The 22,260-nt window shown below is 67.7% G+C and carries 19 protein-coding genes and 1 riboswitch; of the genes, 7 read left to right on the forward strand and 12 right to left on the reverse strand.

Features of this window, described 5'->3' with window-relative positions; all coding sequences use genetic code 11:
- The 4 genes from AC06FB_RS16225 to dusA all read right to left on the reverse strand — a co-directional run.
- Window positions 1-1,420: ATP-binding protein (locus tag AC06FB_RS16225; RefSeq protein WP_478053893.1), on the reverse strand; the 1,420-nt coding region annotated here is incomplete at its 3' end.
- Window positions 1,421-1,445: 25 nt separating this feature from the next.
- Window positions 1,446-2,129, reverse strand: coding sequence for a response regulator transcription factor (locus AC06FB_RS16230; protein ID WP_053520384.1), 684 nt, complete (start codon window positions 2,127-2,129; stop codon window positions 1,446-1,448).
- Window positions 2,130-2,202: 73 nt separating this feature from the next.
- A complete protein-coding gene (locus AC06FB_RS16235) occupies window positions 2,203-2,577 on the reverse strand; it encodes a hypothetical protein (protein WP_053520383.1) in 375 nt (124 codons plus the stop codon).
- 212 nt (window positions 2,578-2,789) lie between these two features.
- Window positions 2,790-3,821 carry a tRNA dihydrouridine(20/20a) synthase DusA gene (gene dusA / locus AC06FB_RS16240; protein ID WP_262218889.1) on the reverse strand — a complete coding sequence of 344 codons (1,032 nt, stop codon included), beginning with the start codon at window positions 3,819-3,821 and terminating at the stop codon, window positions 2,790-2,792.
- A gap of 159 nt (window positions 3,822-3,980) precedes the next feature.
- Here dusA and AC06FB_RS16245 point away from each other — a divergent pair, with 159 nt between their 5' ends.
- Window positions 3,981-4,961, forward strand: a complete 981-nt coding sequence (locus AC06FB_RS16245; RefSeq protein WP_283219748.1) for a cation diffusion facilitator family transporter — start codon at window positions 3,981-3,983, stop codon at window positions 4,959-4,961.
- A 110-nt stretch (window positions 4,962-5,071) separates the two neighbouring features.
- Complete coding sequence (locus AC06FB_RS16250; protein WP_049464150.1) at window positions 5,072-5,497, forward strand: organic hydroperoxide resistance protein; 426 nt, start codon at window positions 5,072-5,074, stop codon at window positions 5,495-5,497.
- A gap of 202 nt (window positions 5,498-5,699) precedes the next feature.
- Here AC06FB_RS16250 and mmsB read toward each other — a convergent pair whose 3' ends face one another.
- Genes mmsB through AC06FB_RS16275 form a run of 5 tightly spaced genes read right to left on the reverse strand, consistent with a single transcriptional unit; the run spans window position 5,700 to window position 11,233 of the window.
- The gene (mmsB, locus tag AC06FB_RS16255; protein ID WP_065174196.1) at window positions 5,700-6,590 is read right to left on the reverse strand and encodes a 3-hydroxyisobutyrate dehydrogenase; all 891 of its coding nucleotides are present in this window, start codon (window positions 6,588-6,590) and stop codon (window positions 5,700-5,702) included.
- Window positions 6,587-7,756, reverse strand: a complete 1,170-nt coding sequence (locus tag AC06FB_RS16260; protein WP_065174195.1) for an enoyl-CoA hydratase/isomerase family protein — start codon at window positions 7,754-7,756, stop codon at window positions 6,587-6,589. The genes mmsB and AC06FB_RS16260 overlap by 4 nt, the downstream gene beginning before the upstream one ends.
- Entirely contained in the window at window positions 7,753-8,550 is a 798-nt protein-coding gene (locus tag AC06FB_RS16265; protein ID WP_053520138.1) for an enoyl-CoA hydratase, read from the reverse strand. The genes AC06FB_RS16260 and AC06FB_RS16265 overlap by 4 nt, the downstream gene beginning before the upstream one ends.
- Window positions 8,547-9,701 carry an acyl-CoA dehydrogenase family protein gene (locus AC06FB_RS16270; RefSeq protein ID WP_440210885.1) on the reverse strand — a complete coding sequence of 385 codons (1,155 nt, stop codon included), beginning with the start codon at window positions 9,699-9,701 and terminating at the stop codon, window positions 8,547-8,549. Before AC06FB_RS16270 ends, AC06FB_RS16265 begins: the two co-directional genes overlap by 4 nt.
- A 26-nt stretch (window positions 9,702-9,727) precedes the next feature.
- Window positions 9,728-11,233, reverse strand: a complete 1,506-nt coding sequence (locus tag AC06FB_RS16275) for a CoA-acylating methylmalonate-semialdehyde dehydrogenase (protein ID WP_053520140.1) — start codon at window positions 11,231-11,233, stop codon at window positions 9,728-9,730.
- A 118-nt stretch (window positions 11,234-11,351) separates the two neighbouring features.
- Here AC06FB_RS16275 and AC06FB_RS16280 point away from each other — a divergent pair, with 118 nt between their 5' ends.
- Window positions 11,352-12,713, forward strand: a complete 1,362-nt coding sequence (locus AC06FB_RS16280; RefSeq protein WP_219631758.1) for a helix-turn-helix domain-containing protein — start codon at window positions 11,352-11,354, stop codon at window positions 12,711-12,713.
- Window positions 12,714-13,053: 340 nt separating this feature from the next.
- On the opposite strand, the gene AC06FB_RS16285 is transcribed toward AC06FB_RS16280, so the two are convergent.
- Window positions 13,054-14,901: a patatin-like phospholipase family protein gene (locus AC06FB_RS16285; RefSeq protein WP_197600125.1), complete on the reverse strand. Its 1,848-nt coding sequence runs from the start codon at window positions 14,899-14,901 to the stop codon at window positions 13,054-13,056.
- A 141-nt stretch (window positions 14,902-15,042) separates the two neighbouring features.
- Window positions 15,043-15,272: riboswitch (cobalamin riboswitch) on the forward strand.
- Window positions 15,273-15,491: 219 nt separating this feature from the next.
- Here AC06FB_RS16285 and metE point away from each other — a divergent pair.
- From metE to pncA, 3 genes are all read left to right on the forward strand, one after another.
- The gene (gene metE, locus AC06FB_RS16290; protein ID WP_065182035.1) at window positions 15,492-17,789 is read left to right on the forward strand and encodes a 5-methyltetrahydropteroyltriglutamate--homocysteine S-methyltransferase; all 2,298 of its coding nucleotides are present in this window, start codon (window positions 15,492-15,494) and stop codon (window positions 17,787-17,789) included.
- A gap of 63 nt (window positions 17,790-17,852) precedes the next feature.
- Entirely contained in the window at window positions 17,853-18,524 is a 672-nt protein-coding gene (locus tag AC06FB_RS16295) for an epoxyqueuosine reductase QueH (protein WP_053518569.1), read from the forward strand.
- A 55-nt stretch (window positions 18,525-18,579) separates the two neighbouring features.
- A complete protein-coding gene (pncA, locus tag AC06FB_RS16300) occupies window positions 18,580-19,206 on the forward strand; it encodes a bifunctional nicotinamidase/pyrazinamidase (protein ID WP_065174191.1) in 627 nt (208 codons plus the stop codon).
- A gap of 22 nt (window positions 19,207-19,228) precedes the next feature.
- On the opposite strand, the gene purU is transcribed toward pncA, so the two are convergent.
- Complete coding sequence (gene purU / locus AC06FB_RS16305; RefSeq protein WP_053518573.1) at window positions 19,229-20,080, reverse strand: formyltetrahydrofolate deformylase; 852 nt, start codon at window positions 20,078-20,080, stop codon at window positions 19,229-19,231.
- Window positions 20,081-20,193: 113 nt separating this feature from the next.
- On the opposite strand from purU, the gene AC06FB_RS16310 reads away from it, so the two are divergent.
- Window positions 20,194-21,105, forward strand: coding sequence for a LysR family transcriptional regulator (locus tag AC06FB_RS16310; protein WP_128987914.1), 912 nt, complete (start codon window positions 20,194-20,196; stop codon window positions 21,103-21,105).
- Between the two features lie 3 nt (window positions 21,106-21,108).
- On the opposite strand, the gene AC06FB_RS16315 is transcribed toward AC06FB_RS16310, so the two are convergent.
- Window positions 21,109-22,209 (reverse strand): NADH:flavin oxidoreductase/NADH oxidase, encoded by a 1,101-nt coding sequence (locus AC06FB_RS16315; protein WP_080375304.1) that lies wholly within the window; start codon window positions 22,207-22,209, stop codon window positions 21,109-21,111.
- Window positions 22,210-22,260: the final 51 nt, after the last annotated feature.

Genomic DNA, 22,260 nt, shown 5'->3' on the forward strand with positions numbered 1-22,260 from the left:
GGCCCGGCGGCAGACGCACTTCGAAGCGGGCGCCTTCCAGTTCGCTGGAACGGCCGACCGCCAGTTCGCCGCGGTAATCCTTGATCAGGTCCTGCACGATCGACAGGCCGATGCCGTGGCCCTGCACGCGTTCGTCGCCACGTACGCCACGCTGCAGCACCTTGCCGATATCGTCCGGCGCGATACCGGGGCCGTCGTCGTCCACGGCCAGCAGCAGGCCGGCGCGGCGTGCATTCGGTGCCGGCAGGGGCTGCGCGGTCAGCAGGACACGGCGCTTGGCCCACTTGAAGGCGTTTTCCAGCAGATTGCCCAGCAGTTCCTGCAGGTCACCCGGCTCGCCATGGAAGCGCGCGGCCGGATCGATGTCGAACTCGCACAGCACGCCCTTGGCGGCATAGACCTTTTCCAGGCCCCGCACGATCTCTTCGGCGTTGGACTCGATCGGCAACGGTGCGGAGAACAGCTTGTGGCCCGACGACGCAGCGCGCGCCAGCTGATAGGACACCAGGTTGTTCATGCGTTGCAGCTGCACGTCCAGCTCTTCGCGCAGCGCGCCATCACCGGCACCGCTGTCCATCTGCGTGCGCAGCACCGCGATCGGCGTTTTCAGGCTGTGCGCAAGATCCGCCAGGGTGTTGCGCTGGCGTTCGAGGTTCTCGCGCTCACTCTCGATGAAGGCATTGATGCTGTCGGTCAGCGGTTCCAGCTCGCGTGGGTGGCGCTCGCTCATGCGCTCGGTCTCGCCGCGCTGCACCTTGGTCAGCTCGGTGATCACGCGACGCAGCGGACGCAGGCTCCACTGCAGGATGACCGTCTGCAGCAGCAGCAGGATCAGGCCGATGCCACCCAGGTAGAACCAGACACGGCTGCGGAACACCCGCAGCTGCGCACCGAGCGCGCGCGAGTCTTCCATCACGTAGATGGTGTACGGGAACTCGGTGGCGGGATCGGCATCGGCGTCCCACACCAGGCCCAGGCCGTAGCGGTACACCGAGCCCTGGCTGCCGTCGATCTGGATCATCGGCAGCGGGCCTTCGAACACCTCCTGGCGTGGCGCAAGCAGGCCGCCGCCGACGGTGGGCAGCATCGGGCCTTCGGCCGACATCGAATTGCCCTTGCCGTCCGGCATCACCACCTGCAGGTAGAGACCGCTGCCGGGCACGTCGAAGCGCGGGTCCGGTGGCTGCTCGCGGATGTACAGCGAACGGTCGCGGGTGAAGTCGATGCCGGCCGCATAGGCAGTGGCGTAGTTCTTCAGGCGCTCACGCAGGTTGGCCTTCGCCGTATCGGCGAAGGCGGCGTCGAGCGCGTAACCGGCCAGGGCCAGGAACGCGACCAGGCCCACGGACGCGGCGAACAGCTGGCGCGCCTGCAGGGAGCGCGGCCGCCAGCGTCGGAAGAACCACAGACGGCCGGACATCGTGCAATCGCCAGGGTGAGCCGGCTCAGCCCTCGTTGCGCGGGATCGCGAAACGGTAGCCGCGGCCGCGCACGGTCTCGATCGGCTTCAGTTCACCGTCCGGGTCCAGCTTCTTGCGCAGGCGGCCGATGAACACTTCCAGCACGTTCGAGTCGCGGTCGAAGTCCTGCTGGTAGATGTGCTCGGTGAGGTCGGCCTTGGAGACCAGTTCACCGGCATGCATCATCAGGTACTCCAGCACCTTGTACTCGTAACTGGTCAGGTCGACATTGCTGCCGGAGACGCTGACCGTCTGCGCGGCAAGATCCAGTGCGACCGGGCCGCATTCCAGCGTCGGCTTGCTCCAGCCGGCGGCGCGGCGCAGGAGCGCGTTGACGCGGGCCAGCAGCTCTTCGACGTGGAACGGCTTGACCAGGTAATCGTCGGCGCCCTGCTTCAGGCCCTCGACCTTGTCCTGCCAGCTCGACCGCGCGGTCAGGATCAGCACCGGGAACTTCTTGCCCTCGTCACGCAGCGCCTTGATCAGCTCCATGCCCGACATCTTGGGCAGGCCGAGGTCGATGATGCCGACGTCGAACGGGACTTCGCGCCCCATGTAGAGGCCTTCCTCGCCGTCCTGCGCAGCATCGACGGCAAAGCCTTCGCGCTTGAGCCGGGCTGCCAGGGTCTCACGCAGCGGGGCTTCGTCTTCGACCAGAAGGATACGCATGAACTCTCCCTAGTGTCCTGGGTGTGGCCCGGAGGCCAGTGGGGTACGGGTTGATAGCGACAACTATCCCTGTTCAGGGGTTATCGCCGCGTAGTGAAGACATATCCGACCGCGGCGTGCGCGGCTGTGAACGCGACGGGGCGGGGTCGTCCATGTAGCGGACCCGGCCCCGGTCGTCCATGTACTTGACCCGGTTGATGTCACGACCATCGAACGGCACCCGTTCGGCGCCCAGGATGTGGCCACCGGTGGTGCGCTGCACGCGGCGCACGGCATCGGACAGCGAGCGCTCGTCGCCACGGCCTCCCCGCTCGCTCCGCTCCATCATCTCCGCCCGGCCGTGTTCCGCACGCGGGGGCTGCTGTGCCATTGCCGACGACAGCGGCGCAGCCGCCAGCACCACGCAGGTGGCCAGGGCAATGCGGCAATGGAGGGGAGCGGAAGACATCGATGCGATCCTAGCCGAGCACGGCGATTCGTTCAAAAGTCGTAAATCCGGGAACCGGGTGCGGGACCCGGTCTTTACAATTCCTTTGCAAATTCTTGGTTTGGGGCAGTGAATCCGATCTGAACTTTTCCGGGCGAACCGCAGGTTTGTTCATCTAAGTGAACATTCGGGACGAATCGGCCGGCGTTGTCAAGTCAGGAATGTGACGGACGTCACGCAGCGGCACGGTCAGCGTCGCGCTCGGTGACGGCAAGGGCCTGTTCGACCAATGTCCAGTCGGCGCCTGGACGGTGCGCACCCTCGCTCAATACCTGGCGGAACGCGCGCCCACCGGGCTGCCCATGGAACAGGCCGAGCAGGTGACGGGTGATGTGCTTCAGGGCCATGCCCTCGCCTAGACGGGCCTCGACATACGGGCGCAGCGCGCGCAGCAGGTCCGCGCGCGACCGCAGCGGCGTACCGGTGTGCAGCGCTTCCAGCTGATGCAGCAGATAGGGATCGTGGTACGCGGCCCGGCCCAGCATCACGCCATCGACATGGCCGGCCTGGGCCTGCACGGCTTCGATGCTGGCCAGGCCACCGTTGAGCACCACCGGCAGTGCGGGCCGCTCCTGCTTCAGGCGGTAGGCCCAGTCGTACTTCAGCGGCGGAACCTCACGGTTCTCCTTGGGCGACAGGCCCTTCAGCCAGGCATTGCGCGCGTGCACCACCACCATCGCTGCACCGGCAGCGACCTGGCGATCGACGAAGCTGGCGAACGCCTCGTACTCGTTGTCCTCATCCACGCCCAGACGGCACTTCACGGTCACCGGGATGTCGACCGCATGGACCATCGCGGCCACGCATTCGGCCACCAGCACCGGCTCGCGCATCAGGCACGCGCCGAAGCGGCCCGCCTGCACGCGATCGGACGGGCAGCCGCAGTTGAGGTTGACCTCGTCGTAGCCCCAGTCCGCGGCGATGCGCGCGGCCTGCGCCAGCAGGGCCGGATCGCTGCCACCCAGCTGCAGGGCCAGCGGCTGTTCGCTGCGGTCGAAGCCGAGCAGGCGCTCGCGGTCACCATGGATGACCGCGTTGGCGTGCACCATCTCCGTGTACAGCCGCGCCCCGGGAGCCAGCACGCGGTGGAACACGCGGCAATGGCGGTCCGTCCAGTCCATCATCGGGGCGACGGACAGGCGCAGGGAATCGGCGTAACGGGCGGTGGCGGACGTCATCGGGGCGTTGATCGTGGAGACTGGCATTGCCAGTGAGATCAATAGTTTACACCGGGCTGCTGAATGGCACCGGAGATCAGCCGATCGGCGGATTCGCCCGCAGCGCCCGCCCTATCCACCCGCGGGTCAGGACCCGACGGTACGTACCAGACCCTCGCCGCGGCGAATCCGCGCACCGGACAGCGCATGGCTCCGCTCTACAATCGGGTCATGGCTACCGATCGCCCGCACTTCTTCGACCCCACCACCGAGCAGGGCGTGCTGCGCCTGTCGATCGCCGGCGCACTGCTGCTGGCGCTGACTGCGGTGGTGTTCGGCCTGCTGGCCAATTCCTCGCTCATCATCTTCGATGGCATCTACGGGCTGATCGATGTGGTGATGACCTGGCTGTCGCTGCTGGTCGCGCGCCTGATCGCGCTGTCGACCAGTACCGATGCGCTGCAGTCGCGCCTCAACCAGCGCTTCACAATGGGCTTCTGGCACCTGGAACCGATCGTGCTGGGCGTGAGCGGCACGCTGATGATCGGTGCGGCGCTGTATGCACTGGTCAATGCCGTGGACGCGCTGATGTCCGGCGGCCGCCACATCGCGCTGGGGCCGGCGATGATCTTCGCCGCGCTGTCCCTGCTGGCCGAGGCAGCGCTGGGCGTGTTCGTGCTGCGCGCCAACCGCCGCATCGGTTCGGAGTTCATCGCGCTGGACGCGAAAAACTGGATGATCGCGGCCAGCATGTCGGCCTGTTATCTGGTCGCCTTCCTGGGCGGCGCGCTGGTGCGTGGCACTGCGTGGGACTGGATCGGGCCGTACATCGACCCGGCCATCCTCGCCTTCGTCTGCGTACTGGTGATGATCGCGCCGCTGGGCACGGTGCGGCGGGCATTGGCCGGCATCCTGCTGGTGACCCCACCGGAGCTGCAGGCCCACGTGGACGCGGTGGCGCGCACGATCGTCGCCAGGCATGGCTTCGTCGAACACCGCAGCTATGTGGCGCAGGTGGGACGTGGCGAGCAGATCGAGCTGTTCTTCGTGGTCCCGGCCGATGATCCGCCGCGGCCCCTGCGGGAGTGGGACCAACTGCGTGACGAGATCGGCGATGCACTGGGCGAAGCCTCGCCGGACCGGTGGCTGACGATCATGTTCACCACCGATCGGGAATGGACGATCTAGACAGGCAGGACGATCGGTCAAATTTCTCAGACGGTCTGTCACCCATCGTCCTTGGAAAGCGGGCAAAGTAGGCTCCAACGCACTACCACCCACTGACCAGGAGCATCCCGATGTCCATCGAAAAGGTTCTGTACACCGCCCAGGCGACCTCCACCGGCGGCCGTGAAGGCCGTTCCGTCTCCTCCGACAACGTGCTCGACATCCAGCTGTCGACCCCGCGCGAGCTGGGCGGCGCGGGCGGCCCGGGCACCAACCCGGAGCAGCTGTTCGCCGCCGGCTACTCGGCCTGCTTCCTGGGCGCGCTGAAGTTCGTGGCCGGCCAGGCCAAGGTCGCGCTGCCGGCCGACACCACCGTGACCGGCAAGGTGGGCATCGGCCAGATCCCGACCGGCTTCGGCATCGAGGCCGAGCTGACCATCAACGTGCCGGGCGTGCCGCGCGAGCAGGTTGAAGCGCTTGTGCAGAAGGCGCACATCGTGTGCCCGTACTCGAATGCCACCCGCGGCAACATCGACGTGACGCTGATCGTCGCCTGATGAGGGCGGGGTCGGATCCCTTTGCAACGGCAAAGGGCTTCGACCCCAGCAGCTAAATGGGGTCAGATCCCTTTCGCGTTGCGAAAGGGATCTGACCCCGGGGCTCCAAGCGCAAAAAAAAATGGGCGGATGCCGGTCGAAACCAGGCATCCGCCCATCCCACCCCGGGTGGGCCCCGGCACGCGGCCGGGGACGCATTCGCTTACTTCTCGCTGGTGATGAGCTGTACGACGCTGGAGAAATCCAGCTTGCCGCGCCCGGCCTGGTGATTCATCGAATACAGGTTGCGGGCCACTTCACCCAGCGGGATCGAGGCACCGACACTCATCGCCGCTTCCACTGCCAGGCCCATGTCCTTGAGCATGAGGTCACTGCCGAAGCCGCCGCTGTAGCCACGCGAGGCCGGCGCATTCTCCAGCACGCCCGGCCACGGATTGCACACTTCGGTGGCCCAGCTGCGGCCGGTGCTCACCGCCATCATCTGCGACAGCACCTTCGGGTCCAGACCGTGCGCCACGCCCAGTGCGATGGCCTCGCCGGTGACGGCCATGATCACGCCCAGCGCCATGTTGTTGCACAGCTTGGCCACCTGGCCGGCACCACTGGCGCCAACGTGGAAGATGTTCCTGCCCATCGCCTGCAGCACCGGGCGCGCACGCTCCAGTGCATCCTCCTCACCACCGACGATGAAGGTGAGGGTGCCGGCCTGGGCACCGGCCGTGCCGCCGGAAACCGGCGCATCGATCATCTGCAGGCCGCGTGCGGCCGCCGCTTCGGACACCTTGCGGGCGCTGGCCGGAGCGATCGTGCTGCAATCGATGACCAGCGCGCCGGCCGGAATCGCGGCGAGAATGCCGTCATCGCCGAGGTACAGGCCTTCGACGTGGCGACTGGCCGGCAGCATCGAGATCACCACCTCGGCGTCGGCCAGGGTGTCACGTGCTGACGACGCGGCACCGGCACCGGCGTCGACGGCGGCCTGCACGGCGGCCGGCACCAGATCGAACACGCGCACGGTGTGGCCGTTCTTGACCAGATTGGCGGCCATCGGGCCACCCATGTTGCCCAACCCAATGAATGCAATGCGGCTCATGCCAGGCTCCTTTCAGCGGCAGGGGTACCCAGGTCGGCCAGCGGATGCGCGGCATCGGCCCAGGGCGAAGCGAAGAACGTATCGGCCCACAGGGCGCTGGCTTCGGCCAGCGTGGCCGGGTTCCACGACGGCGTGCGGTCCTTGTCGATCAGCAGCGCACGGATGCCTTCGGCGAAATCGCCGTGGGCAGCGCAGTGCAGGGCGACGATGTATTCCAGGCGGTAGACCGCAGCCAGATCCTGGCCCGCACTGCGGCGCTGCAGCTCGAACGCCAGCCGCGCCGAACCGGGCGCGCCGGCCGCGAGGGTCTTCTGGGCGGCCTGCAGCCAGGCATCCTCGGTCTGCAGGTGGGCGATGCCTTCGACGATGGCATCGAGGTCATCGCCGTCGCACAGTGCGTCGACCTTCGCCGCGTTGGCCAGCAGCGGACCGGTCGCGGCATCGCTGGCATACGATTGCAGCAGGTGGCCCAGGCGCTCGTGGTTGCTCGCGGCGTCGCGCGACCAGGCCACCTGCAGCAGTGCATCGAACACATCGCTGCGGCGCGCTTCGGCCACGTGCACGTCGGCCAGGCCGGCATAGATCGCATCGCCCGGGTTGAGCAGTGCACCGGTCAAGGCCAGGAACAGGCCACCCTTGCCCGGCACGCGCGGCAGCAGCCAGCTGCCACCCACGTCCGGGAACAGACCGACGGTGATCTCCGGGAACGCGAGCTTGGAGCGCTCGCTGACCACGCGGTGGCTGGCACCGGACATCAGGCCGATGCCCCCTCCCATGACGATGCCATGGCCCCAGCACAGGATCGGCTTGGCATAGGTGTGGATGAGGTAATCCACGCGGTACTCGACGTCGAAGAACTCGGCCGCGTAGTCGTTGTCGCGGATATCGCTGCGGCCGGCCTCGCGGAATGCACGCATGCTCTGGTACAGGCTGTGCAGGTCACCGCCGGCGCAGAACGCCTTTTCACCGGCGCCCTGCAGCACCACCATCGCGATGCCGTCGTCGTCGGCCCAGGCATTGAGCTGCTTCAGCAGCAGGTGCGCCATCGGCAGCGAGAAGCCATTGAGCGTGCGCGGCGCGTTCAGCGTGGCGATGCCGATGCGCGCGCCATTGCCGGCCACGCGCTCTTCGAACAGGACCGGCGCTTCGTCGGCGACCGTGGTCATGCGTTCTTCCACTGCGCGGCGCGCTTTTCCAGGAAGGCGTTCACGCCCTCGACCTGGTCGGCGGTATCGAACAGATCGACGAAGGCCTCGCGTTCGGCCACCAGCGCCGAGGCGTGGGTACCGGTGCGGGTGGACTGCACCAGCGTCTTGCAGGCCGCGATGCTGGTCGGGCTCTGCTTGCCGGCCTTCTTCGCCCATTCCAGCGCCAGCGCCTTGGACTCGCCCTTGCCGACCTTCTCCTCGGCCAGGCCGATGCGCAGCGCGGTCTCGGCATTGATGCGCTCGCCCAGCAGGATCATGCGCTTGGCCCAGCCCTCGCCCACCAGCCGTGGCAGGTTCTGGGTACCACCGGCGCACGGCAGCAGGCCGACGGTGGCCTCCGGCAGCGCGACCTGGGCGTGGTCTTCGATGATGCGCAGGTCGCAGGCCAGCGCGCATTCCAGCCCGCCGCCCATCGCATAGCCGTTGATTGCGGCGATCGACACGCCGCGGAAGCCGGACAGCGCCTCGAAGGCTTCGCCGAAGCGGCGTGCGGCCTCGCGCGCGGCGGCCTTGTCGCCGGAGGCGAACTGGTTCAGATCCGCGCCGGCGGAGAAGAACTTCTCGCCATCACCGGTGATCACCAGCGCGTAGATGTCTCGGTCCGCATTGAGCGCAGCCACCAGGTCGCGCAGCGCGGACAGGCTGTGCACGGTCCAGGTATGCGCCGGCGGGTTGTGCAGGGTGACCACGGCGGTGTGGCCATCGGCCTCGACCTTCAGGCCCACGTGCTCCTGGGTACGCCAATCCTTCATCGCAGTTCCTCTTCGGTGTTGAGCAGGTGACGGGCAACGATCACCCGCATGATCTCGTTGGTGCCTTCCAGGATCTGGTGCACGCGGCAGTCACGCAGCAGGCGTTCGATCGGGTATTCGCGGATGTAGCCGTAGCCGCCGTGGATCTGCAGCGCTTCGTTGCAGACAGTGAAACCGGCATCGGTGGCGAAGCGCTTGGCCATTGCGCACCACACGTTGGCGTCGCTGGCGCCAGCATCGAGCTTGCGCGCGGCGGTATGCACCATCTGCCGGGCGGCCACCAGCTGGGTGACCATGTCGGCCAGCTTGAACTGCAGTGCCTGGAACTCGGCCAGCGCCTTGCCGAACTGGCGACGCTCGCCCATGTAGCGGCGTGCGGCATCCAGCGCGCCCTGCGCGGCACCCAGCGAACAGGCGGCGATGTTGATGCGGCCGCCATCGAGTCCCTTCATCGCCAGCTTGAAGCCACCGCCTTCCTCTCCCAGAAGGTGGCTGACCGGCACGCGGACGTTCTCGAAGGTGATGCCACGGGTGGGCTGGCTGTTCCAGCCCATCTTCTCTTCCTTGCGGCCGAAGCTGATGCCCGGCAGGTCCGACGGCACCGCGATGGCGCTGACGCCGCCGGCACCGGCACCGCCGGTGCGCGCCATCACCACTAGCAGTTCGGTGGCGCCGGCGCCGGAGATGAAGGCCTTGGCGCCGTTCAGCACGAAGTGGTCGCCATCGCGCACGGCGGTGGTTTTCAGCGAGGCGGCATCGGAACCGGCGCCCGGTTCGGTCAGGCAGTACGAGGCCAGCTTGATGCCCGCCGCCAGATCGTTGCCCCACGCGTCGCGCAGTGCCGGCTGACCCCATTTGGACACCATCCACGAGGCCATGTTGTGGATGCTGATGTAGGCCGCCGTCGAGGGGTCGACACTGGCGAGCTCCTCGATGACGACGGCGGCGTCCAGCCGGCTCAGGCCGCTGCCGCCCACTTCCGGGTCCATGTACAGACCGCAGAAGCCCAGTTCACCGGCCTTGGCGATCGCCTCGCGCGGAAAGATGCCCTCCGCATCCCATCGCGCGGCGTGCGGCGCCAGTTCGGCCAGTGCGAAGTCGCGGGCGGCCTCGCGGTAGGCCTGCTGCGCTTCTTCTAGTTCCGTCGTCATCGAGTGGCTCATGGCTGCTCCTGCCGTTACTTCAGGCTGATCGTGGTGTTGACGCCGTGGCTCAGCGTCTCGTCATCGAACCAGCGCGCGGTGACGGTCTTGGTCTGGGTGTAGAACAGCACCACCTGCTTGCCGTACGGGCCCAGGTCACCCAGCTTGGAGGCGCGCGAACCGGTGAAGGAGAACAGCGGCACCGGCACCGGGATCGGCACGTTGATGCCGACCTGGCCGACGTCGATGTCTTCCTGGAACCTGCGCGCGGCGGCGCCGGACTGGGTGAACAGTGCGGTGCCGTTGCCGTTCGGGTTGCTGTTGACCATCGCGATGGCGTCTTCCAGCGTTTCCGCTTCCAGGATCACCAGCACCGGCCCGAAGATTTCTTCCTGGTAGATGCGCATGTCGGTGGTGACACCGGCAAAGATGGTCGGGCCGACGAAGTTGCCCTTCTCGAAGCCATCGACCTGCGGATTGCGGCCATCGAGCACCAGCTGCGCGCCCTGCTCCACGCCCGAGGCGATCAGGCCTTCCACGCGCTCGCGCGCGCTGCAGGAAATCACCGGGCCGACATCGGTACCGGACACGGTGCCACCGCTGACCTTCAGGGTCTTGGCCTTGGCCACCAGATCCTGCACCCAGCCGCGCGCTTCACCCACCAGCACCAGCGTAGAGGCCGCCATGCAGCGCTGGCCGGCGGCACCGAAGGCGGCACCGACCATCGCATTGAGGGTCTGCTCCTTGTTGGCATCCGGCAGCACCACGGCGTGGTTCTTGGCGCCCATCATGCACTGCACGCGCTTGCCGGCCAGCGACGCACGGTTGTACACGTGGGTACCCACGCGGGTGGAACCCACGAAGGAGACCGCCTTGATGTCCGGGTGGTCGCAGATCGCGTTGACTACTTCCTCGCCACCGTGGACCACATTCAGCACGCCCTTCGGAATGCCGGCTTCCAGCGCCAGTTCAACCAGGCGCATGGTGACCATCGGGTCCTGCTCGGACGGCTTGAGAATGAAGGTGTTGCCGGTGGCGATGGCCATCGGGAACATCCACAGCGGAATCATCGCCGGGAAGTTGAACGGGGTGATGCCGGCGCACACGCCCAGCGGCTGCATGATCGTGTAGGTATCCACGCCGTTGGCCACGTTGTTGGCCAGCTCGCCCAGCTGCAGGTTGCCGATGGCGGCGGCGTGCTCGACCACTTCCAGGCCGCGGAACACATCGCCTTCGGCATCCGGCAGGGTCTTGCCCTGTTCGGCGGTGAGGATGTGCGCCAGCTCGCTCATGTTCTCGCGGATCAGCTGCTGGTACTTCAGGAAGATGCGCGCACGGGTGCCGATCGGGGTCTTGCGCCAGGTCTTGAACGCTTCCTTGGCGGCGGCCACGGCAGCGTCCACTTCAGCGGTGGTGGCGAACGGGACCTGGGCCAGCACGTCCTGGGTGGCCGGGTTGATCACGTCCTGCCAGTGGGAGGTCGCCGATTCGACGAACTGGCCATCGATCAGCATGCGGATACGGGGCGCTGCAACAGTCATGACGACATCCAGGGGTGCGAAAGATGCTTGGCATTATTCACAGCCGCCGCCTCGATTTCCGGCCTGAATCCGCTTAATCTGGCCAACACCCCTCACGATTCCTGTTAATTCTGTGAATCTGCCGTCTTCACAGCGCCAGCTGGGCCTGCGCCTGCTGCGCCTGCGCGAGCAGCGCGGCTACAGCCAGATCGACCTGGCCCGCGCCCTGGGCCTGTCTGCCAGCTACCTGAACCAGATCGAGCGCAACAAGCGCCCGTTGACGCCCGCCGTGCAGAAGAAGCTGGGGGAGGTGTTGGGCGACGTTTCCGCCCTGTTCGACGAGGATGAACCCGCGGCATTGCAGGAATCATTGGCCGAAACCCTGCGGGACCTGGGGCTGGCCGACGTCAGTGCCACCGAGCTGCGGGCACTGGCCGGCAACCTGCCGCAGGTGAGCCGGGCGCTGCTGGACCTGCATCGCCGCCACCTGGCGTTGCGGGAACATGCCGCCGCACTGGAGTTCCAGCTGGGCGAACCCGGTGCCGGCAGCACCCTGCCGGCGGGCGACCAGGTGCGCGAGTTCTTCAACCGCATGCACAACCACATCCCGGAGCTGGATGAGCTGGCCGAGCGGTTGTTTGCCGAATGGGGACTGTCGCCGGGGCACGTCGCCCCGCGCCTGCGCCAGTTGCTGGCCGATCGCCACGGCGTGCTGGTGGAAGTGACTGCCTTGCAGGCCGGGCGCGAGAAGCGCCACTACGATGCCGGTGCCCGCCGGCTGTGGCTGCCGGACTACCTGGAGCCGGGCCAGCAGGCCTTCCAGATGGCCGCCGAACTGGCACTGCATGGCTACCTGCCGCAGATCGATGCGGTGATTGCCCGCGCCGGATTCAGCGACGAGGCGCGCATCGCGCAGGCGCGCATCGGCCTGTCGAACTATTTCGCCGGGGCCCTGGTAATGCCCTACCTGCGCTTCCTGCGTGCGGCCGAAGCCAGCAGCTACGACATCGAGCTGCTGGCGCACCAGTTCGGTGTCGGCTTCGAAGCAGTCTGCCACCGGCTGAGCACGCTGGCCCGCCGCAGCGCGCCCGGCCTGCCGTTCTTCTTCATCCGTGTGGACCGCGCCGGCAACGTCTCCAAGCGTCACTCGGCCACCGACTTCCACTTCTCGCAGGTGGGTGGCTCATGCCCGCTGTGGATCGTCTACGAGGCGTTCAACCAGCCCGGCCGCATCCTGACCCAGACCGCGCGCATGCCCGATGGGCGGCGCCACTTCTGGCTGGCACGGCAGGTCAGCAGCGGCCCGGTTGGTCACGGCCAACCACGCAAGACCTTCGCAGTAGCGCTGGGCTGCGACCTGCAGCATGCCGAGCGGCTGGTGTATTCGCTGGGGCTGGATGTGCAGAGCCCCGGCAATTCGGTGTCGATCGGCCCGGGTTGCCGGGTGTGCCCGCGCGAGGACTGCATGCAGCGCGCGTTCGCGCAGTTGCCGGGGCGATAGGGTTGGCTCGGCAGGGCTGCGCCCTGCACCTGCACAGGCCTAAGCAACGGCAACGGCAAAAGCTGGCATTCCGTGGGATGGCGGGGCGGGTCCGGTTGCGGGGGACGGCGCAAGTACGTCCATGTAGCCTCGGTCGCGCCATCCATGGCGCTCACGCCCCCGCAACCGGACCCACCCCGCCTTCGACAGATCTCCGCAAGCTGTCAGAACGACGCATTGCCCTGGTGGGTGTCGACCTTGGTCGACACGGTTGAATCCTGGCGATGAGCCACCGCAGGGATCAGATCGTGCCGACCAAGGTCGGCACCCGCCGGAACAGTTCAATCGGCTGCGGCAGCGGTCAGTAGATCGGCGTCACCTTCATCTGCGGCAGCGGCCGTGGTGCGCCGTCGGTGAGGTCCGGGCCGAGATCCTCCCAGCTGCGGCCCTGCTCCACCATCAGCCCCCACAACTGCTGTGACGCCAGCCGCTTGTCCTCCGAGCCCAGCTTGTACGACGGTGGCGACGGCACGCCGGCAGCCACCATCGTGTACGCCGCCCGATAGGCCAGCACCTGCTGCGCGGGATCGTCGGTACGCGCCACTTCCAGCGTGTAACGCTGGTAGGCCGAGGCCAGGTTGCGCCAGCGGATCCAGTAGTGATTCTCGAAGGAGAACGCGCAGAAGCGCGCACCGGCCAGGCTGCCCTTGTCGGCGATGCGGGTCAGCACCTCCTGCGGCATGTCCAGGTTCATGCCGCCCTCATCACCCTGCAGGGTCACGTGCACGATGCGGTCGCGATAGCCCGGAGCACGCGCCTGCAGCAGGTCGCGCCAGTTCTGCATGGTTGCCACCACCGCGAACAGGAAACGGCCAAGCTCGCCGGCGGCCACCGGCGCGGCGATGGACTGGTAGGTGCGTTGCCAGCCATGACGGTTTTCGCTGGGCAGGAACACCGATCGCTCCAGCGCCTGCCGTGCATTGCCGCCGGAGCTGACCTCCTCCGCATGCTGTGGATAGACCAGGTTGATGGCGAAGGTCGGCCAGCGCGGAAGCGCCGCGTCGAACAGATGGATCGGGAAGTTGCTGCTGATGCCCCCATCGGAGAACCAGCAGATCCGGAAGGCGGTGATCACCGGGCCGCAGGCCTGGCCGGCACTGGTCAGCCCCTCCATGCTGTCGGCCACGTTGTGTTCCGGATCGGAGGCGGTCGCTCCAGGCTCGCAGCGGCGCTCGCGGCGCGAGGGCTCATGCAGCGGCACTGCGCTGATCAGCAACGGGAAACTCAGGCTCATCCGCGTTGCCACCAGTACCGGCAGCTGCGGCCCCTGCGGCAGGCGGTAATAGAGTCGTCCATCCACGCCCAGCGGCGGACCCGCATGGTTGACCAGCCACTGCACCACGCTGGCCGGGAACAGCTGGTCGAACTCTTCGCGCAGGAACCAGAACTGCGCGCCGCCCAGCGGCAGCGTGCGGGGTTCGTTGTGCGATACGCAGGTGGTGATCATCTGCAGGGTGATGGCATGCGGGCTGTCCGGCTCGTCGGCATAGCGCGGCGCATCGTGCAGGTCGGCAAAGGTAAGCGGCACATCGGCCGGCTTGCCTGACAGCTGCTGCAGGCAGCCGTGCAGCCATTCCGTCAACGCCGGCCGGCGCGCGTCGCTGCCGAGGCCGCTGCACAGGCCCAGCAGATTGCGTCGTGCCACCCGCGCGACCCGCAGCGCGGCCCCGGCCACGCCAGCGCCGTAGGCGCACAGCAGGGACGGCAGCAACGTTGCCGCCACTCCACTCCAGCCGCCGCCCCACGCGCCCAGCGCAAGCAGCAATGCCAGCGACACCAGCACTTCCAGCGGCGCGATCTGGAACACGGCGATGGCCAGGCACAGCTGCTTGCGGGGCCAGCCTGCATTGCCGGTCAGCACCACCAGCAGCCGATAGGCTGCACGCGCGCCGCGCGCCGGCTGGAACAGACCGTAGATGAACCCGCGCCGCGACAGCTGCGCCGACACCGCCGACAATCCACCGTACCCGGCATCGCCGGGCAGCGACTCGCCCGCCTGCTGGCGGCGATCACCATAGGCCGCCGCCGCCGCCACCGCGGCGGCGATGGCGCCTGCCGAGGTGCCACCGATGCTCTTGAAGCGATACTCGCGCGCCAGCGCCAGTACCGCATTGGGGTACACGATGCCGCTGGTGATGCCACCTTTCATGACCAGATCGCAGTACTTCGCCGCCACACGTCACCTCCCGTCCGTCGGTTGCCAGTATCGCAAGCCGGCCTCTCACTGCCTGAGAAAGGTGCCACATCCCGGTGGTGTGATGCCGGGCCTTGACCATTGCTGCCAACCGGCCTACCTTGTGCACGCCGAAGGTATTCATCTCTTCATGCGAATGAAGGGATGAATTTAAACGGGAATCCGGTGAAGGCGCTTCGCGCGCCCATTCCGGAGCTGCCCCGCAGCGGTGAATGGAAACGAATCCTGCCAACAGCACTGGGCTCGCGCCTGGGAAGCGGCAGGTAGTAGGTGGGCTGCGGCCCGCGTCCAACAGCCCGAATACCGGCCCCGGCCGGGGGACACGACCGTCCCCTGACTCGACCTGGAATCTCCGCGGGGAGGTTGCCGGGGCCGTCGTCGTCCTGCGCCTGCAGGGTGCGCGGCCACGTGCGTCCTTTTCACGGCATCCGGTTCGCCCGCGGGGGCGAAGGTCGCTGGCAAGACGCCCGTGGGCCGGCAACGGCACGCGTCGTCCTGCGGTTCCTTCGTTCCTCAATGCCGACATGCAATGAGGACACGCTGCAATGACCACTGTTACCAACCTGGGCTTTCCCCGCATCGGCGCCAAGCGCGAACTGAAGCGGGCGCTCGAACGCCACTGGGCCGGCGAGGACGACGCCGCCACCCTGCAGGCCACCGCCGCGGCGCTGCGTGCCCGGCACTGGCAGCTGCAGATCGAGGCCGGCGTCGATGTACCGCCGAGCAACGACTTCAGCCTGTACGACCAGGTGCTCGACACCGCATGGCTGTTCGATGCCATTCCCGAACGCTACCGCGAACTGGCCGCGCACGATCCACTGGCCGCCTACTTCGCCACGGCCCGTGGCCTGCAGCGCGATGGCATCGACCTGCGCGCGCTGGAGATGACCAAGTGGTTCGACACCAACTATCACTATCTGGTGCCGGAACTGCACGCGGGCCAGGCCTTCGCCCTGCGCGGTGACAAGCCGCTGGCCGAGTTCAACGAGGCCAGGGCGCTGGGCATCCACACCCGTCCGGTGCTGCTGGGGCCGGTGAGCTTCCTGCTGCTGTCCAAGACCACCGACGGCAGCGCCGCGCTGGACCTGCTGGATGCCCTGCTGCCGGCCTATGTGCAGCTGCTCGGCCAGCTGGCCGACGCCGGTGCGGACTGGGTGCAGCTGGATGAGCCGCTGCTGGTGCAGGATCTCGACGCCGGTGCGCAGGCAGCCTATGAGCGCGCCTATGCCCGGTTGGCCACGGCACGGCGTCCGAAACTGCTGGTCGCGACCTATTTCGGTGCGCTCGAGGACAACCTGGCGTTGGCCACCGGCCTGCCGGTGGACGGACTGCACGTGGACCTGGTGCGCGCGCCGGAGCAGCTGGACGCCGTGTTGAAGGCGCTGCCGGCCGAGCGCGTGCTGTCGGCCGGCCTGGTCAACGGCCGCAACATCTGGCGCACCCATCTGGACAACGCACTGATCCTGGCCCGGTTTGCCCAGGTGGACCGCGGCGCCGACCGGCTCTGGCTGGCACCGTCCTGTTCCCTGCTGCACACGCCCGTGGATCTTGCGCTGGAAAAGAAGCTGGATGACGAACTGAAGGGCTGGCTGGCGTTCTCCCGGCAGAAGCTTCAGGAACTGCGCCTGCTGGCCGACGCGCTCGATGGCAGGGCGGATGCGGAAGCAGGCCTGGCTGCCAACCGCGCTGCACTGGAGGGGCGTCGTCGCTCGCCACGCGTGCACAACCCGGCCGTGGCCGCACGCCTAGCCGCGCTGACCGTGGCCGATGCGCAGCGGCACACCGCCTACCCGCAGCGCCGCATCGCACAGCATGCGGCGCTGCAGCTGCCGCTGCTGCCCACCACCACGATCGGTTCCTTCCCGCAGACGCTGGAGGTGCGCGAGGCACGCGCCCGGCACAAGTCCGGCAAGCTGGGCCTGGCCGAGTACGAGGCCTTCCTGGAACAGCAGACCGCGCATGCGGTACGCGTGCAGGAAGCGCTGGGCCTGGACGTGCTGGTCCACGGCGAGTTCGAGCGCAACGACATGGTCGAGTACTTCGGCGAGCAGCTGGAAGGCTTCGCCTTTACCGGCAACGGCTGGGTGCAGAGCTATGGCTCGCGCTGCGTCAAACCGCCGGTGATCTTCGGCGACGTCAGCCGCCCGCAGCCGATGACGGTGCGCTGGTCCAGTTACGCGCAATCGCTCACCGACAAGCCGATGAAGGGCATGCTGACCGGTCCGGTGACGGTACTGCAGTGGTCGTTCGTGCGCGACGACCAGGAACGCGATGTGACCTGCCGGCAGATCGCGCTGGCCCTGCGGGACGAAGTGCAGGACCTGGAAGCAGCCGGCATCGGCGTGATCCAGGTGGACGAGCCGGCCATCCGCGAGGGGTTGCCGTTGCGCCGCGCCCACTGGCGCGCCTACCTGGACTGGGCGGTGGAATCGTTCCGCATCAGTACCAGCGGCGTGCGCGATGCCACCCAGATCCACACCCACATGTGCTATTCGGAGTTCAACGACATCATCCACTCGGTCGCAGCGATGGACGCGGACGTGATCTCGATCGAGACCTCACGCTCGCGCATGGAACTGCTGGATGCCTTCGTGAAGTTCAACTATCCCAACGAGATCGGCCCGGGCGTGTATGACATCCACTCCCCCCGCGTGCCGGACAAGGCGGAGATGGTGGACCTGCTGCGCAAGGCGCTGGCCGTGCTGAAGCCGGAGCAGCTGTGGGTCAACCCGGACTGCGGGCTGAAGACCCGTGGCTGGCCAGAAACCCGCGCTGCACTGCAGGCGCTGGTTGCCGCCGCAGTGGAACTGCGTGCCGAGCACACCGACGCCCGCGTCGCCTGACCTGTCTCTCCACCCCGATGCACGGGCCGCCGCCGTTGCCGGCGGTCCGTGCGGTACCTGACGATGACCGAGCTCCAACGCCCCACCCTGTCCCTGCCCGCCGACGGCAAGCGCCTGCTGCTGCATTCGTGCTGTGCGCCCTGCTCCGGCGAAGTGATGGAGGCGATCACCGCCTCCGGGATCGACTACGCGATCTTCTTCTACAACCCCAACATCCATCCGGTGAAGGAATACGAGCTCCGCAAGCAGGAGAACATCCGCTTCGCCGAGCAGCATGGCGTCCCCTTCATCGACTGCGACTACGACACCGACAACTGGTTCAGCCGCGCGCGCGGCATGGAGAACGAACCCGAGCGCGGAATCCGCTGCACGATGTGCTTCGACATGCGCTTCGAGCGCACGGCGCTGTACGCGCATGAGCACGGCTACGACACCATCAGCTCGTCGCTGGGCATCTCGCGCTGGAAGAACATGGCGCAGATCAATGACTGCGGCATCCGCGCCGCGGCGCGCTACGAGGGCCTGCAGTACTGGGATTACAACTGGCGCAAGGGCGGTGGTGCCAGCCGCATGATCGAGATCAGCAAGCGCGAGCGGTTCTACCAGCAGGAGTACTGTGGCTGCGTGTACTCGCTGCGCGATGCCAACCGGCACCGCCGGGAGACCGGCCGCGAGCGGATCCGGATCGGGCTGCTGTATTACGGCCAGGACAACGAAACGCCGCAGGGCGATTGACGTGTGGCGAGGGGGCGGCCACGCTGGTCGCCTCTTCCGCCGCGCTGGAACGTCCATGCCCACCCTGCCCGCCACTGTCGCCCTGCTGGTGATCGATCTGCAGCCGGACTTCATGCCCGGTGGCGCGCTGGCCTGCGACCGCGGCGATGCGCTGGTCGCGCCGATCGCGCAGCTGCTGGCGCAGCGCCGCTACCGCACCGTGGTGGCCACCCAGGACTGGCATCCCGCGGACCATGCTTCGTTCGCCAGCCAGCACCCCGGCCATCGTCCGTTCGAAACGATCCTGCTGCATGCGCAACCGCAGACCCTGTGGCCGGACCACTGCGTGCAGGGCAGCGCCGGTGCCGCCCTGCATCCGCAGGTGGACTGGAACATGGCCGACCTGATCCTGCGCAAGGGCACCCGCCAGCAGGTGGATTCCTACAGCGCCTTCCGCGAGAACCACGGCCCCGATGGCGGACGCCCCGCCACTGGCCTGGCCGGCTGGCTGCATGAGCGCGGCATCGACGAGGTGCACGTCTGTGGCCTGGCCCGCGACTACTGCGTGCTGTGGAGCGCGCAGGACGCAGCCACGTCCGGCTTCAGGGTGAAATTCCTCTGGGACCTGACCCGGCCGGTGACCGAGGCCAACGACGGGATGGTGCGCGAAGCACTGGGCACTGCGGGGATCGGGATCCTCTGACGCACGTCCGGCCGGGCAGGTATCAGCGGAACACCACCGTGCGGTGCCCGTTGAGCAGGATGCGGTGCTCCACATGGCGGCGCACGGCACGCGCCAGCACCTGCGATTCGGTATCGCTGCCCAGGCGTACCAGGTCGCGCGGCGTCATCGCATGATCGACCCGGGCCACGTCCTGTTCGATGATCGGACCTTCGTCCAGATCCTCGGTGACATAGTGCGCGGTGGCGCCGATGATCTTGACCCCGCGCGCGTGCGCCTGGTGATAGGGCTGCGCGCCCTTGAAGCTGGGCAGGAAGCTGTGATGGATGTTGATCGCCCGGCCGGCCAGCGCGCGGCACAGGGTGGGTGAAAGAATCTGCATGTAGCGCGCCAGCACCACCAGGTCGATACGCTCGTGTTCGACCAGATCGATGATCTGCTGCTCCTGCACCGCACGCGTATCCGCGTTCACCGGCAGATGGTGGAACGGCACGCCGTAGGACGCAGCCAGCGGTGCGAAATCGGCATGGTTGGACACCACTGCCGCGATATCCACTTTCAGTTGCCCGCTGTGCGCGCGGAACAGCAGGTCATTCAGGCAGTGGCCCTGCTTGCTGACCAGCACCAGCAGGCGCGCACGACGCCGACCGTCCTGCAGCTGCCAGTCCATGCCGAACTCGCGGGCCAGTGCTGCCATGGACGCATGTACCGTGTCCAGGGGCAGGCTGGCGTCGCGGTCGAAATGCACGCGCAGGAAGAACCGGCCGCTTTCCTCGTCGCCGAACTGCTGGGCGTCGAGGATGTTGCAGCCATGATCGAACAACAGGCCCGACACGCGGTAGACGATGCCGGTACGGTCGGGGCAGGACAGGGTGAGGATGGAATCGGGTCGCATCCTGCAAGTGTAGGGCAGCACCCCGCCCGCGTGATCCATTGTCACCGATGCAACGAACCACTTCGGACAGTTCCAAGTGATCGTGGCCGTCTTTCGTGGCACGCTGGCGGGTCATGAACCTGTTGCAGCTGATCCGCAGCTTCACCCGCACCGCAGACACCGGCAGCATTGCCGCTGCGGCCCGCAGCCTTGGCATCAGCGCCACCGCCGTCGGCCAGAACATCCATCGCCTGGAGGCACACCTGGGCGTGCGCCTGCTGAACCGCAGCACGCGCCAGCTGGCGCTGAGCGAGGCCGGTGCGCTGTACCTGGCGCAGGTGCGCCATATCGAAACCGATCTGGCGCGGGCGCAGGCCCTGGTTACCAGCGGTGACATCGAGCCGGCCGGGCCATTGCGCATCGCCAGCAGCCGCGCGTTCGGCCGCCACGTGCTGGCGCCCCTGCTGCCTTCACTGCAGCAACGCTATCCGCAGCTGCAGCTGGAACTGCGGCTGTCCGACCGGGCCGTGCAGCATGGTCCGGAGGCGGTCGATGCCAGCATCCGCATCGGTGCGCAGCTGGAGGACGGCGTCGTGGCGCGGCCGCTGGCACGCATTCCCTTCGTCTTCTGCGCCTCGCCTGCCTACCTGCAGGCGCATGGCTGGCCACAGGAGCCGTCCGATCTGCGCGGCCATCGGGGTGTGCTGCATCGTTTCCCCACCGATGGGCGGCCTCTGCGCTGGGGCCTGCGCAAGGGCGACCAGCGCGCGGATGCGCCGCTGCCGCCCGGCATGGTGTGCGATGACATCGACGCGCTGGCCGAACTGGCCGCGGCCGGTGCCGGCATCACCCGGCTGGCGGCCTTCGTGGCCGATCCCTTTCTGCGCGATGGCCGGTTGCAGGCGGTGTTCGGCGCGGACAGCGCATGGCGCCCGGAACCGATGGAGGTCTATTTCTGCGTCAGCGACCGCCGCGACTTCACCGCCAGGATCCGTGCGCTGTTCGATCACCTGCAGGCCGGCCTGCCGCCGGCCTGGCGGGCATGACCTTCAGCGCGGGGTGAACACGCCGCGTGCCTCACGCGGCTCGCAGCGCAGGTACTGCGCGGCCGGCACTACGCTGTCGCCCAGCGCGGCTGCCGCGTGCCAGGGCCAGCGCGGGTCGTAGAGGATGCCGCGGGCCAGGGCGATGGCATCGGCGTGGCGATGACGCAGGATCGATTCGGCCTGCTCCGGTTCGGTGATCATCCCCACCGCGATGACCGGCATGCGCACCTTGGCCTTGATCGCGGCCGCGAACGGCACCTGGTAGCCCGGCCCGACGCTGATCTTCTGGCGCTCATCCAGGCCGCCGCTGGAGACGTGCAGGAAATCGCAGCCACGCGCGTCCAGCACCTGGGACAGCGCTTCGCTCTGCAGCAGATCCCAGCCACCGTCGACCCAGTCGCTGGCGGAGATGCGCACGCCGACGGCCACCTTGTCGGACACTGCCGCGCGCACGGCATCGAATACCTCTACCAGCAGGCGCAGGCGATTGGGCAGCGAACCCCCGTAGCCATCGGTGCGCCGGTTGCTCAGCGGTGACAGGAACTGGTGCAGCAGATAGCCGTGCGCGGCATGCACTTCGATCAGTTCGAAGCCCAGGCGTTCGGCGCGCACCGCGCTGGCGGCGAAGGCAGCAACGATTCCCGCGATGCCCGCCTCATCCAGTTCCTGCGGCGCTGGATCGGCAGCATGGAACGGCAGCGCTGACGGCGCCACCGTGGTCCAGCCACGTGCATCATCGGCCGGCAGCTGGCCACCGCCGTCCCAGGGACGCTGTACCGAGGCCTTGCGGCCGGCATGGCCCAGCTGGATGCCCAGCGGCATCGGCGACCAGCGCCGCACGCTGGCCAGCACGTGTGCCAGCGCAGCTTCGGTACCGTCATCCCACAGGCCGAGGTCGGCCCAGCTGATGCGTCCACGCGGCTCAACCGCCGTCGCTTCCAGGATCAGCAGGCCGGCACCGGATTGCGCCAGGTTGCCCAGATGCATGGCATGCCAATCGCTGGCGCGCCCGTCTTCGGCGGAATACTGGCACATCGGCGCGATGACGATGCGGTTGGACAGGGTCAGGCGGCCGAAGGTGATCGGCGAGAACAGCTGGCTCACGAGGGGTGCAGGGACGGGCAGAGGGGGGTGCGTATTGCACCGCTGCAAGGG

It is taken from the genome of Stenotrophomonas sp. Steno-C15, assembly GCF_056393265.1.

Bases quoted from the DNA above. Each gene is read 5' to 3' on its own strand.
- AC06FB_RS16230 (WP_053520384.1), bottom strand. From the start codon at position 2,129: ATGCGTATCCTTCTGGTCGAAGACGAAGCCCCGCTGCGTGAGACCCTG.
- AC06FB_RS16235 (WP_053520383.1), bottom strand. From the start codon at position 2,577: ATGTCTTCCGCTCCCCTCCATTGCCGCATTGCCCTGGCCACCTGCGTG.
- dusA (WP_262218889.1), bottom strand. From the start codon at position 3,821: ATGCCAGTCTCCACGATCAACGCCCCGATGACGTCCGCCACCGCCCGT.
- AC06FB_RS16245 (WP_283219748.1), top strand. From the start codon at position 3,981: ATGGCTCCGCTCTACAATCGGGTCATGGCTACCGATCGCCCGCACTTC.
- AC06FB_RS16250 (WP_049464150.1), top strand. From the start codon at position 5,072: ATGTCCATCGAAAAGGTTCTGTACACCGCCCAGGCGACCTCCACCGGC.
- mmsB (WP_065174196.1), bottom strand. From the start codon at position 6,590: ATGAGCCGCATTGCATTCATTGGGTTGGGCAACATGGGTGGCCCGATG.
- AC06FB_RS16260 (WP_065174195.1), bottom strand. From the start codon at position 7,756: ATGACCACGGTCGCCGACGAAGCGCCGGTCCTGTTCGAAGAGCGCGTG.
- AC06FB_RS16265 (WP_053520138.1), bottom strand. From the start codon at position 8,550: ATGAAGGATTGGCGTACCCAGGAGCACGTGGGCCTGAAGGTCGAGGCC.
- AC06FB_RS16270 (WP_440210885.1), bottom strand. From the start codon at position 9,701: ATGACGACGGAACTAGAAGAAGCGCAGCAGGCCTACCGCGAGGCCGCC.
- AC06FB_RS16275 (WP_053520140.1), bottom strand. From the start codon at position 11,233: ATGACTGTTGCAGCGCCCCGTATCCGCATGCTGATCGATGGCCAGTTC.
- AC06FB_RS16285 (WP_197600125.1), bottom strand. From the start codon at position 14,901: ATGAAAGGTGGCATCACCAGCGGCATCGTGTACCCCAATGCGGTACTG.
- metE (WP_065182035.1), top strand. From the start codon at position 15,492: ATGACCACTGTTACCAACCTGGGCTTTCCCCGCATCGGCGCCAAGCGC.
- AC06FB_RS16295 (WP_053518569.1), top strand. From the start codon at position 17,853: ATGACCGAGCTCCAACGCCCCACCCTGTCCCTGCCCGCCGACGGCAAG.
- pncA (WP_065174191.1), top strand. From the start codon at position 18,580: ATGCCCACCCTGCCCGCCACTGTCGCCCTGCTGGTGATCGATCTGCAG.
- purU (WP_053518573.1), bottom strand. From the start codon at position 20,080: ATGCGACCCGATTCCATCCTCACCCTGTCCTGCCCCGACCGTACCGGC.
- AC06FB_RS16310 (WP_128987914.1), top strand. From the start codon at position 20,194: ATGAACCTGTTGCAGCTGATCCGCAGCTTCACCCGCACCGCAGACACC.